This window comes from Cupriavidus sp. DF5525 (assembly GCF_040149425.2).
In the GTDB taxonomy this organism is placed as follows: domain Bacteria; phylum Pseudomonadota; class Gammaproteobacteria; order Burkholderiales; family Burkholderiaceae; genus Cupriavidus; species Cupriavidus pickettii_A.
The window spans coordinates 2,576,677-2,591,451 of record NZ_CP168266.1 but is presented as its reverse complement, the minus strand read 5'-3'; the positions used below and the strand labels follow the sequence as shown (position 1 = coordinate 2,591,451).

Annotated in this window: 11 protein-coding genes, 2 tRNA genes and 3 rRNA genes; 3 read left to right on the top strand and 13 right to left on the bottom strand. The window is 61.4% G+C overall.

Annotation, left to right across the window (positions count from 1 at the left end; genetic code table 11):
- Window positions 1–67 precede the first annotated feature (67 nt).
- The 6 genes from ABNX08_RS33015 to ABNX08_RS32990 all read right to left on the bottom strand — a co-directional run bounded on the left by ABNX08_RS33015 (window position 68) and on the right by ABNX08_RS32990 (window position 5,664).
- Entirely contained in the window at window positions 68–346 is a 279-nt protein-coding gene (locus ABNX08_RS33015) for a GIY-YIG nuclease family protein (RefSeq protein ID WP_022537390.1), read from the bottom strand.
- A gap of 152 nt (window positions 347–498) precedes the next feature.
- A 5S ribosomal RNA gene (gene rrf, locus ABNX08_RS33010) occupies window positions 499–612 on the bottom strand.
- A 128-nt stretch (window positions 613–740) separates the two neighbouring features.
- Window positions 741–3,619, bottom strand: a 23S ribosomal RNA gene (locus tag ABNX08_RS33005).
- 286 nt (window positions 3,620–3,905) lie between these two features.
- Window positions 3,906–3,981: transfer RNA gene (locus tag ABNX08_RS33000), tRNA-Ala, on the bottom strand.
- A 12-nt stretch (window positions 3,982–3,993) separates the two neighbouring features.
- A tRNA-Ile gene (locus tag ABNX08_RS32995) sits at window positions 3,994–4,070 on the bottom strand.
- A 62-nt stretch (window positions 4,071–4,132) separates the two neighbouring features.
- Window positions 4,133–5,664: ribosomal RNA gene (locus ABNX08_RS32990) — 16S ribosomal RNA — on the bottom strand.
- Together the 16S, 23S and 5S rRNA genes with 2 tRNA genes alongside form the textbook arrangement of a ribosomal RNA operon.
- A gap of 574 nt (window positions 5,665–6,238) precedes the next feature.
- On the opposite strand from ABNX08_RS32990, the gene ABNX08_RS32985 reads away from it, so the two are divergent.
- Together ABNX08_RS32985 and ABNX08_RS32980 are read left to right on the top strand one after the other, a co-directional pair.
- Entirely contained in the window at window positions 6,239–6,628 is a 390-nt protein-coding gene (locus ABNX08_RS32985; protein ID WP_022537389.1) for an OsmC family protein, read from the top strand.
- Between the two features lie 402 nt (window positions 6,629–7,030).
- Complete coding sequence (locus tag ABNX08_RS32980) at window positions 7,031–7,852, top strand: hypothetical protein (RefSeq protein ID WP_022537388.1); 822 nt, start codon at window positions 7,031–7,033, stop codon at window positions 7,850–7,852.
- 154 nt (window positions 7,853–8,006) lie between these two features.
- On the opposite strand, the gene ABNX08_RS32975 is transcribed toward ABNX08_RS32980, so the two are convergent.
- Window positions 8,007–8,186 carry a hypothetical protein gene (locus ABNX08_RS32975; RefSeq protein WP_041681659.1) on the bottom strand — a complete coding sequence of 60 codons (180 nt, stop codon included), beginning with the start codon at window positions 8,184–8,186 and terminating at the stop codon, window positions 8,007–8,009.
- Between the two features lie 144 nt (window positions 8,187–8,330).
- Here ABNX08_RS32975 and ABNX08_RS32970 point away from each other — a divergent pair, with 144 nt between their 5' ends.
- A complete protein-coding gene (locus ABNX08_RS32970; protein WP_022537386.1) occupies window positions 8,331–9,071 on the top strand; it encodes a DUF3047 domain-containing protein in 741 nt (246 codons plus the stop codon).
- Here the strand turns inward: ABNX08_RS32970 and ABNX08_RS32965 are convergent.
- The 6 genes from ABNX08_RS32965 to ABNX08_RS32940 form a co-directional block, all read right to left on the bottom strand.
- On the bottom strand, window positions 9,068–9,829 hold the full coding sequence (locus ABNX08_RS32965) for a hypothetical protein (RefSeq protein ID WP_022537385.1): 762 nt from the start codon (window positions 9,827–9,829) through the stop codon (window positions 9,068–9,070). The two genes, ABNX08_RS32970 and ABNX08_RS32965, sit on opposite strands and share 4 nt — an antisense overlap.
- Window positions 9,830–9,870: 41 nt before the next feature.
- On the bottom strand, window positions 9,871–10,212 hold the full coding sequence (locus tag ABNX08_RS32960) for a carboxymuconolactone decarboxylase family protein (protein WP_022537384.1): 342 nt from the start codon (window positions 10,210–10,212) through the stop codon (window positions 9,871–9,873).
- Window positions 10,213–10,273: 61 nt separating this feature from the next.
- Entirely contained in the window at window positions 10,274–11,398 is a 1,125-nt protein-coding gene (locus ABNX08_RS32955; RefSeq protein WP_022537383.1) for an acetoin dehydrogenase dihydrolipoyllysine-residue acetyltransferase subunit, read from the bottom strand.
- A complete protein-coding gene (locus tag ABNX08_RS32950; protein ID WP_022537382.1) occupies window positions 11,398–12,414 on the bottom strand; it encodes an alpha-ketoacid dehydrogenase subunit beta in 1,017 nt (338 codons plus the stop codon). The genes ABNX08_RS32955 and ABNX08_RS32950 overlap by 1 nt, the downstream gene beginning before the upstream one ends.
- Before the next feature lie 36 nt (window positions 12,415–12,450).
- A complete protein-coding gene (locus tag ABNX08_RS32945; protein ID WP_022537381.1) occupies window positions 12,451–13,452 on the bottom strand; it encodes a thiamine pyrophosphate-dependent dehydrogenase E1 component subunit alpha in 1,002 nt (333 codons plus the stop codon).
- Between the two features lie 75 nt (window positions 13,453–13,527).
- The gene (locus ABNX08_RS32940; protein WP_022537380.1) at window positions 13,528–14,595 is read right to left on the bottom strand and encodes an ATP-NAD kinase family protein; all 1,068 of its coding nucleotides are present in this window, start codon (window positions 14,593–14,595) and stop codon (window positions 13,528–13,530) included.
- Between the last annotated feature and the right edge of the window lie 180 nt (window positions 14,596–14,775).

Here is a 14,775-nt window from a genome sequence, read left to right as displayed (position 1 = left end):
TCCGCTCAAGCAAAAACGGCCAGTACCGCTTTGCGGTATTGGCCGTTTTGTCTTGCCTGGCGTTCGGCTACGGTGCCGCCGCGGTCGCCCCCAGTTGCGCACAAAATGCGCGCTTCTGCGCCGAACTCATTCGCTTAATCTCGATTTCCGCCTTCAACGCCTCGGACTTCGTCTCGAAGCGCAACTGTGCCATGATGCGCAGCGGCTTGCGCGAACGCGTATATTTCGCGCCTTTTCCCGACACATGCTCGGCGAAGCGCCGTGCAACATCGGTGGTGATTCCGGTGTAAATGGAATCGCCGGTGCATTCGAGAAGGTAGAGATACCAGGCGCTGTCGTCCGGCATGGGTGGGCGTAGTGAGGAAATCAGCCGTGATGGTATTACGCCCGCGCCGTCAGGGCGAGCGTGGTGGTGCGGTGAGGATTCGGGCGAAGGGGTTTTCGTCTCCCCAAAGCAAAAACCCCAGCCTGTTAGGGCTGGGGTTCTGCGGTATAAGAGCCTGGCGATGACCTACTTTCACACGGGTAATCCGCACTATCATCGGCGCGGAGTCGTTTCACGGACCTGTTCGGGATGGGAAGGGGTGGTTCCAACTCGCTATGGTCACCAGGCATAAGGGGTTGCAACGCTGGGGTTGAGGCCAACGCTGCGAATAGGGATGTAGTTGGGGTTGTGCGTCTTGTGTCAACTGTTTCGGCACAGTCGCGATCACACATACCAGATAAAACACACTGGTTATAGGATCAAGCCTTACGGGCAATTAGTACTGGTTAGCTTAACGCATTACTGCGCTTCCACACCCAGCCTATCAACGTCCTGGTCTCGAACGACCCTTCAAGGAGGTCAAGCCTCCAGGGAATCCTCATCTTCAGGCGAGTTTCCCGCTTAGATGCTTTCAGCGGTTATCTCTTCCGTACATAGCTACCCTGCGATGCCTCTGGCGAGACAACAGGTACACCAGCGGTACGTCCACTCCGGTCCTCTCGTACTAGGAGCAGCCCCCGTCAAGATTCCAACGCCCACGGCAGATAGGGACCAAACTGTCTCACGACGTTTTAAACCCAGCTCACGTACCTCTTTAAATGGCGAACAGCCATACCCTTGGGACCGGCTACAGCCCCAGGATGAGATGAGCCGACATCGAGGTGCCAAACACCGCCGTCGATATGAACTCTTGGGCGGTATCAGCCTGTTATCCCCAGAGTACCTTTTATCCGTTGAGCGATGGCCCTTCCATTCAGAACCACCGGATCACTATGTCCTGCTTTCGCACCTGCTCGACTTGTCGGTCTCGCAGTTAAGCACGCTTTTGCCATTGCACTTTAGGTACGATGTCCGACCGTACCAAGCGTACCTTCGAACTCCTCCGTTACACTTTGGGAGGAGACCGCCCCAGTCAAACTGCCTACCATGCACTGTCCCCGACCCGGATTCACGGGCCAAGGTTAGAACCTCAAACAAACCAGGGTGGTATTTCAAGGACGGCTCCACGTGAACTAGCGTCCACGCTTCAAAGCCTCCCACCTATCCTACACAGATCGGTTCAAAGTCCAATGCAAAGCTACAGTAAAGGTTCATGGGGTCTTTCCGTCTAGCCGCGGGGAGATTGCATCATCACAAACACTTCAACTTCGCTGAGTCTCGGGAGGAGACAGTGTGGCCATCGTTACGCCATTCGTGCAGGTCGGAACTTACCCGACAAGGAATTTCGCTACCTTAGGACCGTTATAGTTACGGCCGCCGTTTACCGGGACTTCAATCAAGAGCTTGCACCCCATCATTTAATCTTCCGGCACCGGGCAGGCGTCACACCCTATACGTCCACTTTCGTGTTTGCAGAGTGCTGTGTTTTTATTAAACAGTCGCAGCCACCATTTTATTGCAACCCCGTCACCCTTCTGGCGCAGGCCAGTCAAGCTACCAGGGCGTACCTTATCCCGAAGTTACGGTACCAATTTGCCGAGTTCCTTCTCCCGAGTTCTCTCAAGCGCCTTAGAATACTCATCTCGCCCACCTGTGTCGGTTTGCGGTACGGTCTCGTATGACTGAAGCTTAGAGGCTTTTCTTGGAACCACTTCCAATTGCTTCGCAGCACTAGGCCGCTCGCCCCACATCCTTGAATTCCGCGCCCGGATTTGCCTGAGCGCCTTCTCCAATGCAGGGACCGGGACTTCCAACACCCGGACAACCTTCCGCGATCCGTCCCCCCATCGCATCATACGACGGTGCAGGAATATTAACCTGCTTCCCATCAGCTACGCATCTCTGCCTCGCCTTAGGGGCCGACTCACCCTACGCCGATGAACGTTGCGTAGGAAACCTTGGGCTTACGGCGAGGGGGCCTTTCACCCCCTTTATCGCTACTCATGTCAGCATTCGCACTTCTGATACCTCCAGCATCCTTTACAAGACACCTTCACAGGCTTACAGAACGCTCTCCTACCACGCACTTGCGTGCGTCCGCAGCTTCGGTGACTGGCTTAGCCCCGTTACATCTTCCGCGCAGGACGACTCGATCAGTGAGCTATTACGCTTTCTTTAAAGGGTGGCTGCTTCTAAGCCAACCTCCTGACTGTTTTAGCCTTCCCACTTCGTTTCCCACTTAGCCAATCTTGGGGACCTTAGCTGGCGGTCTGGGTTGTTTCCCTCTTGACACCGGACGTTAGCACCCGATGTCTGTCTCCCGTGATTGCACTCTTCGGTATTCGGAGTTTGCTATGGCGGGGTAATCAGCAATAGACCCCCCAACCATGACAGTGCTCTACCCCCGAAGGTGAGACACGAGGCACTACCTAAATAGTTTTCGGAGAGAACCAGCTATTTCCAGATTTGTTTAGCCTTTCACCCCTATCCACAGCTCATCCCCTAACTTTTCAACGTTAGTGGGTTCGGTCCTCCAGTACGTGTTACCGCACCTTCAACCTGGCCATGGATAGATCATCTGGTTTCGGGTCTACACCCAGCGACTCAACGCCCTGTTCGGACTCGCTTTCGCTACGCCTTCCCTAATCGGTTAAGCTTGCCACTGAATGTAAGTCGCTGACCCATTATACAAAAGGTACGCCGTCACCCGTTGCCAGGCTCCGACTGTTTGTATGCATGCGGTTTCAGGATCTATTTCACTCCCCTCCCGGGGTTCTTTTCGCCTTTCCCTCACGGTACTGGTTCACTATCGGTCGATCACGAGTATTTAGCCTTGGAGGATGGTCCCCCCATCTTCAGACAGGATTTCACGTGTCCCGCCCTACTTGTCGTACACCTAGTTCCACAACGCTGTTTTCGCATACAGGGCTATCACCTGCTAGGGCCGGGCTTTCCATCCCGTTCTGCTAACAATGCTGCTAAAGAGTACAAGGCTGTTCCCATTTCGTTCGCCACTACTCTGGGAATCTCGGTTGATTTCTGTTCCTGCAGCTACTTAGATGTTTCAGTTCGCCGCGTTCGCTTCCCACACCTATGAATTCAGTGTGGGATGACCCATACGGGCCGGGTTTCCCCATTCGGACATCTCCGGATCAAAGCTTGTTTGCCAGCTCCCCGAAGCTTTTCGCAGGCTACCGCGTCCTTCATCGCCTGTGATCGCCAAGGCATCCACCACATGCACTTGTTCGCTTGACCCTATAACGAGTGTGTCTCGATCGCTCGAAGACCTCGCTACAGGATGAGTTCTCGCATTTGTGCCGTATTCCAAGTCATCTTTCGATCACTTAAATACATTTTGGTTGATACAATCACAACCCGGTATCGCGTTGGTACTGCAGCGTCTCATCAACGCTCGCGCGACACCTTTACTACATCCCATATTGTTAAAGAACAGCCGATCGTTAGATCGCTTGGCAATGCCAAATGCAAACGCTCAATGCTAAGCGCTTGCATTTGACAACCAATCCAAGGTACCAGGTGATGGTGGAGGATGACGGGATCGAACCGACGACCCCCTGCTTGCAAAGCAGGTGCTCTCCCAGCTGAGCTAATCCCCCGCATGGATAACTTGGTGGGTCTGGTAGGACTTGAACCTACGACCCCCGCCTTATCAAGACGGTGCTCTAACCACCTGAGCTACAGACCCTTGGCTGTAACAGCAAACAAACCGATAAGTGTGAACGCTAGGCTTGAGACACAAGCCTCTGGAAAGGAGGTGATCCAGCCGCACCTTCCGATACGGCTACCTTGTTACGACTTCACCCCAGTCATGAACCCTGCCGTGGTAATCGCCCTCCTTGCGGTTAGGCTAACTACTTCTGGCAAAACCCACTCCCATGGTGTGACGGGCGGTGTGTACAAGACCCGGGAACGTATTCACCGCGGCATGCTGATCCGCGATTACTAGCGATTCCAGCTTCACGTAGTCGAGTTGCAGACTACGATCCGGACTACGATGCGTTTTCTGGGATTGGCTCCCCCTCGCGGGTTGGCAACCCTCTGTACGCACCATTGTATGACGTGTGAAGCCCTACCCATAAGGGCCATGAGGACTTGACGTCATCCCCACCTTCCTCCGGTTTGTCACCGGCAGTCTCTCTAGAGTGCTCTTGCGTAGCAACTAAAGACAAGGGTTGCGCTCGTTGCGGGACTTAACCCAACATCTCACGACACGAGCTGACGACAGCCATGCAGCACCTGTGTCCACTTTCCCTTTCGGGCACCTAATGCATCTCTGCTTCGTTAGTGGCATGTCAAGGGTAGGTAAGGTTTTTCGCGTTGCATCGAATTAATCCACATCATCCACCGCTTGTGCGGGTCCCCGTCAATTCCTTTGAGTTTTAATCTTGCGACCGTACTCCCCAGGCGGTCAACTTCACGCGTTAGCTACGTTACTGAAGAAATGAATCCCCAACAACTAGTTGACATCGTTTAGGGCGTGGACTACCAGGGTATCTAATCCTGTTTGCTCCCCACGCTTTCGTGCATGAGCGTCAGTGACGTCCCAGGGGGCTGCCTTCGCCATCGGTATTCCTCCACATCTCTACGCATTTCACTGCTACACGTGGAATTCTACCCCCCTCTGACATACTCTAGCCTTGCAGTCACAAGCGCCATTCCCAAGTTAAGCTCGGGGATTTCACGCCTGTCTTACAAAACCGCCTGCGCACGCTTTACGCCCAGTAATTCCGATTAACGCTCGCACCCTACGTATTACCGCGGCTGCTGGCACGTAGTTAGCCGGTGCTTATTCTTCCGGTACCGTCATCGACCCGGGGTATTATCCCAGGCCATTTCTTTCCGGACAAAAGTGCTTTACAACCCGAAGGCCTTCTTCACACACGCGGCATTGCTGGATCAGGGTTGCCCCCATTGTCCAAAATTCCCCACTGCTGCCTCCCGTAGGAGTCTGGGCCGTGTCTCAGTCCCAGTGTGGCTGATCGTCCTCTCAGACCAGCTACTGATCGTCGCCTTGGTAGGCTCTTACCCCACCAACTAGCTAATCAGACATCGGCCGCTCCTGTAGCGCGAGGCCTTGCGGTCCCCCGCTTTCACCCTCAGGTCGTATGCGGTATTAGCTAATCTTTCGACTAGTTATCCCCCACTACAGGGCACGTTCCGATGTATTACTCACCCGTTCGCCACTCGCCACCAGGCCGAAGCCCGTGCTGCCGTTCGACTTGCATGTGTAAGGCATGCCGCCAGCGTTCAATCTGAGCCAGGATCAAACTCTTCAGTTCAATCTCTGTGTGGACCCTCGCGGGTCCTCGCTCTTTCGAGCGGTCGCTCACTCTCAGAAAACTGACTGACCAGATCCGAAGATCCAGTCACGTTTTGCTGTGCGAGCACTGATAACTTTTGAAGCAACACTGTCCGAAGACAGCGGCGTCCGCTACCCAGCGCCCACACTTATCGGTTGTTTGGTTGTTAAAGAACCCGGTCTTTCGACCTCGCCTCCGGCTTTGCCGTTTGCGTCGCTGCGTCAGCAGCAGAGAAAGAGATTATGCAGAGCTTTCTTCGTTTCGTCAACCGTTTCAGCAATCTTTTTTTGCTGCGGTCAGCGCTGCAAACCTCGCTGCGCCAACCTCCCGGCCGACCCCGCAACCCTTGCTGCGCCTGCTTTGCAGCGCTGCGTTGTGTTGCGAGGGGGCGAATATTAAGGGAGCCATGCGGGCTTGGCAAGCACTTTTTCGGAAAGCAGCCGGAATCCTTTCCAAGTGGCACACGCGACGCTTCCGGCGATCGACATGGGCCTGTATAGAATGCCTGTTCCGGCCCACCGGGCCGCCTCTTAATTATAGATGAGGACGTTCGATGACTATCCAAGCGACATGGCAGCCGAGCCAGGGCAATACCATCTGCCACCTGACCAATGGCACCGCCAAATGGCAGGCCGACCTGGACGCCTCCGCAGGCGGCGGCATCCAATACCCGAACCCACATGACCTGCTGGATTCGGCGCTGGCGGCCTGCACCACGCTAACCCTGCAACTCTATGCCAAACGCAAGGGCTACGCCGTCAGCGGAATCCACGTCTGCGTCGGCCACGAAGAGGCGAACGGCACCTATACGATGAAGCGAGAGGTAAGGGTGACTGGCGAACTGTCTCCCGAAGTCCTGGACGACCTGCTGCGCGTGGCCAACCGATGCCCGGTCCACAAGACCCTGTCCGGACAACTCTCGATCCAGACCTCGATTGCCTGATCATTATCATTGCCTTTGCAAATGATAATCGTTGCCATTTAAGGACTCGGGATCAGACACGGCCTGAGTCAGCAAATGGGTTCGCCGGACACGTCTCGTGTCCGGTTTTTTCTTGCCGGCAGCGCCGCTCCCTCAAGCGTCTCCACGACGCCGGGGTCCCCGGCGCGATGTCATCGTCCTGACCCGAGCGCCGCGCTACCGTATCCGCCGATGCAACCAGCACAGGCGCACCCGTCGGGGGACAAGCCCATTCGGCTGTGTTGGCTGGCCCACCAAGGTTTCGTCGCTTTGCGTCCTAACCGACGCCGCGCGCTTTGTGTGCCATGCATCGCAGGCTTACCATGGACGACAAGCAGAACAATAAGAAAAGCGTCTACACATCGTAGTGAGCGGGGGGATTCCTTGACCAACTTCATCGAAGCATATTGCTCGCAGGTACGTCTTGCGGGTGCGGCCGGCGTGATCGCCAAACCGGTCGTGGTGGCGCAGGACAGTACGTACACCATGCACTACGTGCCCTGCGAATACCTGAATACCGAAGCACCGTTGGTGCTGGTCAGCACCACCCCCGGCCATGCCCATGTGCGGCTGGCCGCCTCCGTCACCGAGGAGTTGCTGCACTCCCATGCGCCCGGCCGCGTGATCCAGCGCGAGAACAAGCGGCGCGTGGAACTGGGCGGCAAGCTGGTGCGGCCCAACCTGATCCGCATGCTCGACCATTTCCGCGTGCCGGAGCTGGCCGGCTTGCCGCATGCGGCGGCACTGTGGAACGAGGGCTTCGAGCGCCTGCAGCCGCTGGCCTTGCTGCCGCATGCCACCACGCGGCGCGGCCTGGCGTTCGACGGGCCGCTGGAAGAACTGCTGGAGGTGCCGATGCTGCGCGATGTTTTCGAAGCGCGGTTCTTGGGCGCCATCCGGCAGATGCGCACGGATGCGCTCTACGTCGCGCTGGGCCGCACCGCCTGGGCGGGACTGCTGCATGCAGTAAGCCACCGCCTGCTGGCGCGGCCACAGTTGCTGGGGATGATGCCGGTGCCGGCCCGCGCCGGCAGCATGGTGCGCTATTTCCTGCGCGAGATCGCCGCCAGCGACCTGTCCGCCAAGGACCCGGTGCGCCATCGCGTCGCCTGGCTGGACGCCGCCCATGCGGAGTTGGAAGCCAACGTGCGCAAACTGCGCGCTGCGGCACAGCCCGACCCGCACTCCACCTACCTGATAGCGTAAGCGGTCGCTAGCCCCCATCGTTGTGATCGATGCGCCCCACCGAAGTGGGGTCTTGGCCCCGCCCTTTGCGCCGATAACGTTTCCTGAGGAAACTGACCTCCTCGCATTCCCGATTTGCGGCCCCGAGCGGGCCGCGATTTTTTTGGTGCCTGCCTCAGCGGCCCCACCACAGGAAGGCGACCACCACCGCAACCACCGCAACCACCCCGACCAGGGCGATCAGGTCCGCCTCGGACAGCCACTCGTTCACGTCGCGCGCCCGTTGCGGATAGCGGCCCAGCGTGACGACCCTGAGCACCGCCCAGCCGATCCCATGGAAGATGGCCTCGGCCATGCAGGCCGCGCAGCACCCACCCCACCACACTGGCAAACGTTTCGAAGCAAGTCTCCGGTACGATCGATGGCGCAAGGCTATCCGAAAACACCATGGGCACAAGCTTTGCATCACGCCAATGCCAAACCCTCCGTACCGACCATCATGACGACCACGCCCGCCCTGCGCATTGCCCTGTGTGCCACGCTCTTGCTGGCCGCGCTGCCTTCCCTCGCGCAGAGCGACAAGCCGGGGCTCTCCGTTTCCGCGCGCAAGCCGGGCAGTGCCCTGCCACCCGACTGGAAAAATTTACCGGTGGCCGAAGGCAAGGCCATCACCAGCTATCAATTGGTGGCCGACGGCCGCACCACGGTACTGCAGGCCGACGCCAGCCATTCCGCGTCGGCACTGATGCATGAAGGCGATATCGACCTGGCCCGTACGCCGGTCGTGGCATGGCGCTGGAAAGCCGAAGCCCCTATCCCCGGCGCAGACAGCAGCGATGGCGCGCATGAGGACGCGCCGGCGCGCCTGGTGTTCTTCTTCGAAGGCGACAAGAGCAAGCTCTCGCTCGGCGACCGCACCACCATGCAGCTCGCCAAGAGCCTGGGGGGCGAAGAACTGCCCTATGCCACGCTGATGTATGTCTGGTCGCCGAGCGCCGCGCCCGGCAGCGTCATCCCCAATCCGCATACTGGCCGGGTGCAGATGATCGTGGTGTCGGGCGAAGCGGGCGACGCGGGCAAATGGCAGAGCCTGCGCCGCAACGTGGTGAAGGACTATGAACGGGTATTCCACGAACCGCCGGGCCCGCTCAAGGCGTACGGCGTCATGACCGATACCGACAACACCAACACTACCGCGCGTGCCTGGTACGGCGACATCCGCTTCCTGCCAGGCGGTTAGGTCGGTGGCGGTGTCCGCGCGACGGTTTGCTGCAAGGCCGCCGATACCTGCGCCATCAGCGCAGCGTCATCGTCGACATCCAACCCCTGCGCCGAGCGCGCCTCGCGCACGCTGACGACCTTGCCTGCATCGTAGTGCCGCCCGCTGTCGATGGCCGCTTCGAACGCATTGGCGCGCGCGTTGATGGGCCTGGGATCGGCGGTCACCAGCAACACCGCGTGGGCGAGCACCAGGTGGCGCTGCCCGTCGGGCGATTGCATGGCGGCCGGTGCGCGCCGCCAGTACTGCGCCGTGCCGGCAATCTTGCGCGCCGCGTCTGACGGCCCCCATGCCAGGTTGTAGCGCCCGTCGCAGAACGAACCGGTCACCGCCTGCCAATGGGTATCCACCTCCAGCGACTGCAGCGCCTTGCCGATGACCTCGCACAGGTGCAGGTAGACGGCGTCGCTGAGCGCGCCCGGCGGCCGCCCCACGGCGTACGCCAGGCTCAGGTTCAGGATGCCGGGCCCTTGCGGCACCAGCCCGCCGCCCGACATGCGCAGGAACACGGGACAGCCCTGCCGTGCGAAGTCGGCGCGCGCTGTCTCCAGCGCTGCGTGGCGCAGGTAGGTGCGTGGCACGACCAGCGACAGCGGGGCTTCCCACAGCTGCGCCACCTGCCGGCCCTGCGCCGCGAGTTCGAGCAATGCCAGTTCGTCCTGCAGCGGATCGGCATCCGCCTGCGCAATACCGGCAGCATCGACGAATTCAAATGGCATGGCTCCTGCCCGGTGGCTGCAATGCGCCGAGTCTAGCAAGGCTAGGCGTTAAGTGCATCGAAATAAGCCAGCGCCTTCGAACCGTACATGGCGCCGGGCCCGCCGCCCATCTCGATATTGATGGCCAGCACTTCGGCGAGCTGCTCGCGCGTGGCGCCATGGCGCAGCGCCTGGCTGGTGTGGAACAGCACGCAGTCGTCGCAGCCCTTCTGCACGGCCAGCGCGACGGCGATCAGCTCCTTGATGGCAGCGGACAAACTGCCATCCTGGGTAGCGGACTTCATCAGCCCCTGGAAGGCGCTCATGGCGCCGGGCTGGGCCTTGCCAAGCGCGGCGAATTGCTGGTTGATCTGCGTCAGTCGCGTCTTCAGTTCTGTCGTCATTGGAACTCCTTTCGTGATCGCGCGGACGGCGGCATCGCTGCCCGCCGTCCGCGCGCCGGCATCAGCCCGCCAGGTGCTGCCTGAGCAGCGCATTGAACTCGTTCGCCTTTTCCATCTGGCTCATATGGCCCGCGTCGGCAAAGACCTTGACGGTCGCATCCGGCGGCGCGCTCTCGGCGTGCTCGGCCGGGATGATCCGGTCCTGCCCGCCCCACACCACCAGCACGCGCTTGCCGCTGCCGGCCAGCCGCTGGCCGGGCTGCTCGGTCTGGCGACCGCCGCCGAACAGGCCCTGCCCCAGCGCCGTCAACGCCTCGCTGACACCGTCCAGCCGCTTGTAGCGCAGCAGGTCGTCGAGCATCTGGCGGCTGACCAGCCCGGCGTCGGCAAACAGCAGTTCGACCACGGGCTTGAGGTCGCGGCGCGACTGCGCATTGACGAAGCCCTCGGTATAACTGCTGTTGACGGTATCGCCAAAACCCACCGGCGAGACCAGCGCCACCGACAGTACCCGCTGCGGCGCATCCACCGCCAGCTGCGCGGCAACGCCGCCGCCCATCGAATGACCGACCACGTGCGCTGCCTCGATGCCGGTCTCATCCATAAAGCGCGCTACAAAGCCGGCCATCTGCGCCAGCGTCGTGCCCGCGAGCCGCGGCGACGACTGCCCGTGTCCGGGCAGGTCCAGCGCCACGACGGTGTACGCGTCGGCGAGCGGGTCGAGGTTGAACAGCCAGTTGTCCAGGTCACCGCCAAAGCCATGGATGAAGAGCACGGTCTCGGCGCCGCTGCCCTTGCGGGCATAGCGGATGCGGATGCCGTCCACCTCGGCAAACTGGTAGGCAGAGGCGGCATCTTCCTCGCCGCCGTCGTCCTCCGGCGTTTCATAAGCCGCGACATACGCATCGATATCCGCATCGCTCACCTCCACAGGCGCAAGCACGCCCAGCAGCGCCTTGACCGGCAGCACGTCGCCGGCCTGCGCCACCTTGCGGCGCAGCGTGCCGGCATCGGGCGCCTCCACCGCATTGGCGATCTTGTCGGTTTCCACGTCGAGGATCGGCATGCCCACGGCAATCTCGGTGCCCTCGTCGACGAGCCAGGCATTGACCGTGCCTTCCTTCATCGACAGGCCCCACTTGGGCATCACGATCGGGGTAATAGTGGGAGTAAAAGCGGTTGCCATCAGTGCTTGCCTCCCTTGATGGTCTTGCGCGCGGCATCAGCGATCTGCGCGGCGCTGGGGATGTACAGGTCTTCCAGCGTGGGCGAGAACGGCACCGGCGTATGCGGCGGGCACACCATCTCGATGCCGGCCTTGAGCGCGCCGAAAGCCTGCTGGGCGACCTGCGCGGAGATATCGGTGGCGATATTGCAGCGCGGGCTGGCCTCGTCCACGACCACCAGGCGGCCGGTGTTCTCGACCGATTCCAGCACGGTGTCCATGTCCAGCGGCGAAAGCGTACGCAGGTCGATCACTTCCGCCTCGATGCCCTCCTTCGCCAGCGCGGCGGCCGCTTCCAGCGAGCGATGCACCATCAGCCCATAGGTGACGATCGACACGTCCTTGCCGTCGCGCACGATATTGGCCTCGCCGAACGGGATCGCATAGGCGCCTTCTGGCACCTCGCCCTCCAGCCCGTACAGGTTCTTGTGCTCGCAGAAGATCACCGGGTCGTTGTCGCGGATCGCCTGGATCAGCAGGCCCTTGGTGTCATACGGGGTAGACGGGCACACCACCTTCAGCCCGGGGATATGCGTGAACAGCGGCGTCAGCATCTGGCTGTGCTGCGCGGCTGCGCGAAAACCCGCGCCGACCATCGCGCGGATCACCACCGGCGTCTCGGCCTTGCCGCCGAACATGTAGCGGAACTTGGCGGCCTGGTTGAAGATCTGGTCGAAGCACACGCCCATGAAGTCGATAAACATCAGCTCGGCGATCGGGCGCATGCCGCAGGCCGCAGCGCCGATGGCCGCGCCGACATAGGCCGACTCCGACAGCGGCGTGTCCAGCAGCCGGTCGCCATGCTTGGCGTACAGGCCTTTGGTCACGCCCAGCACGCCGCCCCAGGCGTCCTTCTCGCCGTCCGCGCCGGCACCACCGACGATATCTTCGCCCAGCATGATGACGCTGGGGTCGCGGGTCATTTCCTGGTCGATCGCCTCGTTGATCGCCAGCTTGATGCTCAGTTTGCGAGCCATGGTTTGTCTCCTGATAGTTGGTTTGGCGTGGGCGGATCAGTAGCTGACGTAGACGTCGGTAAGCAGGTCTTCCGGCCCGGGCAGCGGCGCGGCCTTGGCTTCCTGCACAGCATGCTCGATCAGCGTGGCGACCTCGCGGTCGATGGTGTCGAGCTCCTCGCGCGCCACGACGCCGGCCTGCGTCACCGTGCGGGCGAACAGCTTCAGGCAATCCTTGTTGGCGCGGATATCGTCGAGCTCGCCCTCGGCGCGGTAGGTCTGCGCATCGCCCTCGAAATGGCCATAGAAGCGGACCATCTTGCATTCGAGCAGCGACGGGCCACCGCCTTCGCGCGCGCGGCGGATGACTTCGCCGGCCGCTTCATAAACCGCGAAGAAATCGGTGCCATCCACGGTCACGCCCGGGATGCCGAAGCCGGCGGCGCGATCGACGTAGCTGTCGACCGCGGTGCCGTAGTCGCGCGAGGTCGATTCGGCGTAGCCGTTGTTCTCGATCACGAAGATCACCGGCAGGTTCCACACCGCGGCCAGGTTCAGGCTTTCCAGGAAGGTGCCCTGGTTGGACGCGCCATCGCCACAGAAGGTGATGCCGACCTCGCCCTTGCCGCGGAACTTGGCCGCCAGCGCGGCGCCGCAGATCAGCGGCGCGCCCGCGCCGAGGATGCCGTTGGCGCCCATCATGCCCTTGGAGAGGTCGGCGATATGCATCGAGCCGCCCTTGCCGTTGCACGAGCCGCCCTTCTTGCCGTAGATCTCCTTCATCATCGCCACCGGATCCACGCCCTTGGCAATGCAGTGGCCATGGCCGCGGTGCGTGCTGGCGATGCGGTCGCCGTCGTTCAGGTGGTGCAGAATGCCGACACCCGCGGCTTCCTCACCCGCATACAGGTGGACGAAGCCCGGGATATCGCCACGCCCGAAATCCACATGCAGGCGTTCCTCGAAATCGCGGATGGTGCGCATCTTCCGGTACACCGTCAGCAGCGTCTCCTTGTCGAGCGGCAGCGCGGCGGGATTTTGTGAAGCTCTGGCTGTCATGTCTGTCTCCTTCGTTTTCAGGTGTTGCACTTCAATAAAGGCAGGGAAAAAATCGGGCGGTGCGCCCGCGCTTCATCAAACGGCCGCTTGTTGCGGCAGGCTGCGCATCAGGTGGTGGCGCGCGGCATAGCGCATGCAGGCCGCCACGTCGATGCTGCGGAAAGCGTGTTCATGCAGAGTGACGGTGACCTCGTCGCCGGGGCCGAAGGCCAGTTCGCGCTCGCCGTCGAGGGCGACAATGCCGCTGCGCTGGCGCACGCGGTGCGGGCGGCCATGTTCGAGCCGCTCCCAGCCTGCCACCGGCACGGTGCACAGCAGGCCCGGCGCAATCGGCGCGCGCAGGTCAAATTCGCCTTCACCAGGTGCGGCCAGTTCGATCGCCAGCCCGCCGGGCTCGCGCCGGCCCACCGGCTCCAGCAGCCCGGCGATGGCCGACAGGCCGATGGCCTGCGGATCGGCAAAGGACACGTAGACGGCGGCGAGCGTGTCGGTCTTCCACAGCGCGCGCGCACCGATGAAGTGTTCATGCGAGATCACCGCATCGACCAGCGCGATATCGCGGCGAAAGCCGCCGTCGCCGTTGCGGATGACGATGTCGAGACGCTTGTTCGATGCCAGCGCGTCCCTGGCCGGCACGCGGCCGGTGGCGTAGAGCCCGGCGGCGAGTCCGGTGATGGTGGGCTCGCGCATTTCGGGGTAGGCGTTGTTGGTTCCGGTCGACAGCCCGGCGATCGGCACCGCGCCGCATTCGCGCACCACGGCGCGGTGGGTGCCGTCGCCGCCCAGCACGATGATCGCGGCGACGCCCGCATCGGCCATGCAGCGCGCGGCATGCAGCGTATCGTCGACGCGCGCGGTGACCGGCATGTCGAGGTATTCGACGGCGGGCAGGTTCGAATCCGGTCCTTGCCGGCGTGCCAGGTGCCGCGCCAGCATGACGCGCAGTCCTTCGCGGTCCGGCATCATCAGCACGCGCCCGACACCGCATGACGCCAGCGCGGCCAGCAGCCGCAGCACGATATTGACGCGATCGGCCAGTTGCAGGCTGTTGGCGTTGGCGATCACGCGGCGGATATCGCGCGCGGAAATCGGATTGGCGATGATGCCGACCACTGGCGCCCCGGCGCCCGTTGCGTGCTCCATTGCCTGTCTCCTGTTGTCGTTGTCTTGACAGGCGTATTCGCAATGGATGTGCCAGCGCGCGCGGGCCCGGCAGGCGCGAAAAACCGAGGGATTACCCGCAGGAAAAGGACAAACAGCGACGCTGCGCTGTGACAGGTGTCACAGCGCAGGTGTACAGGACATGGACAACCGTATCGCGGC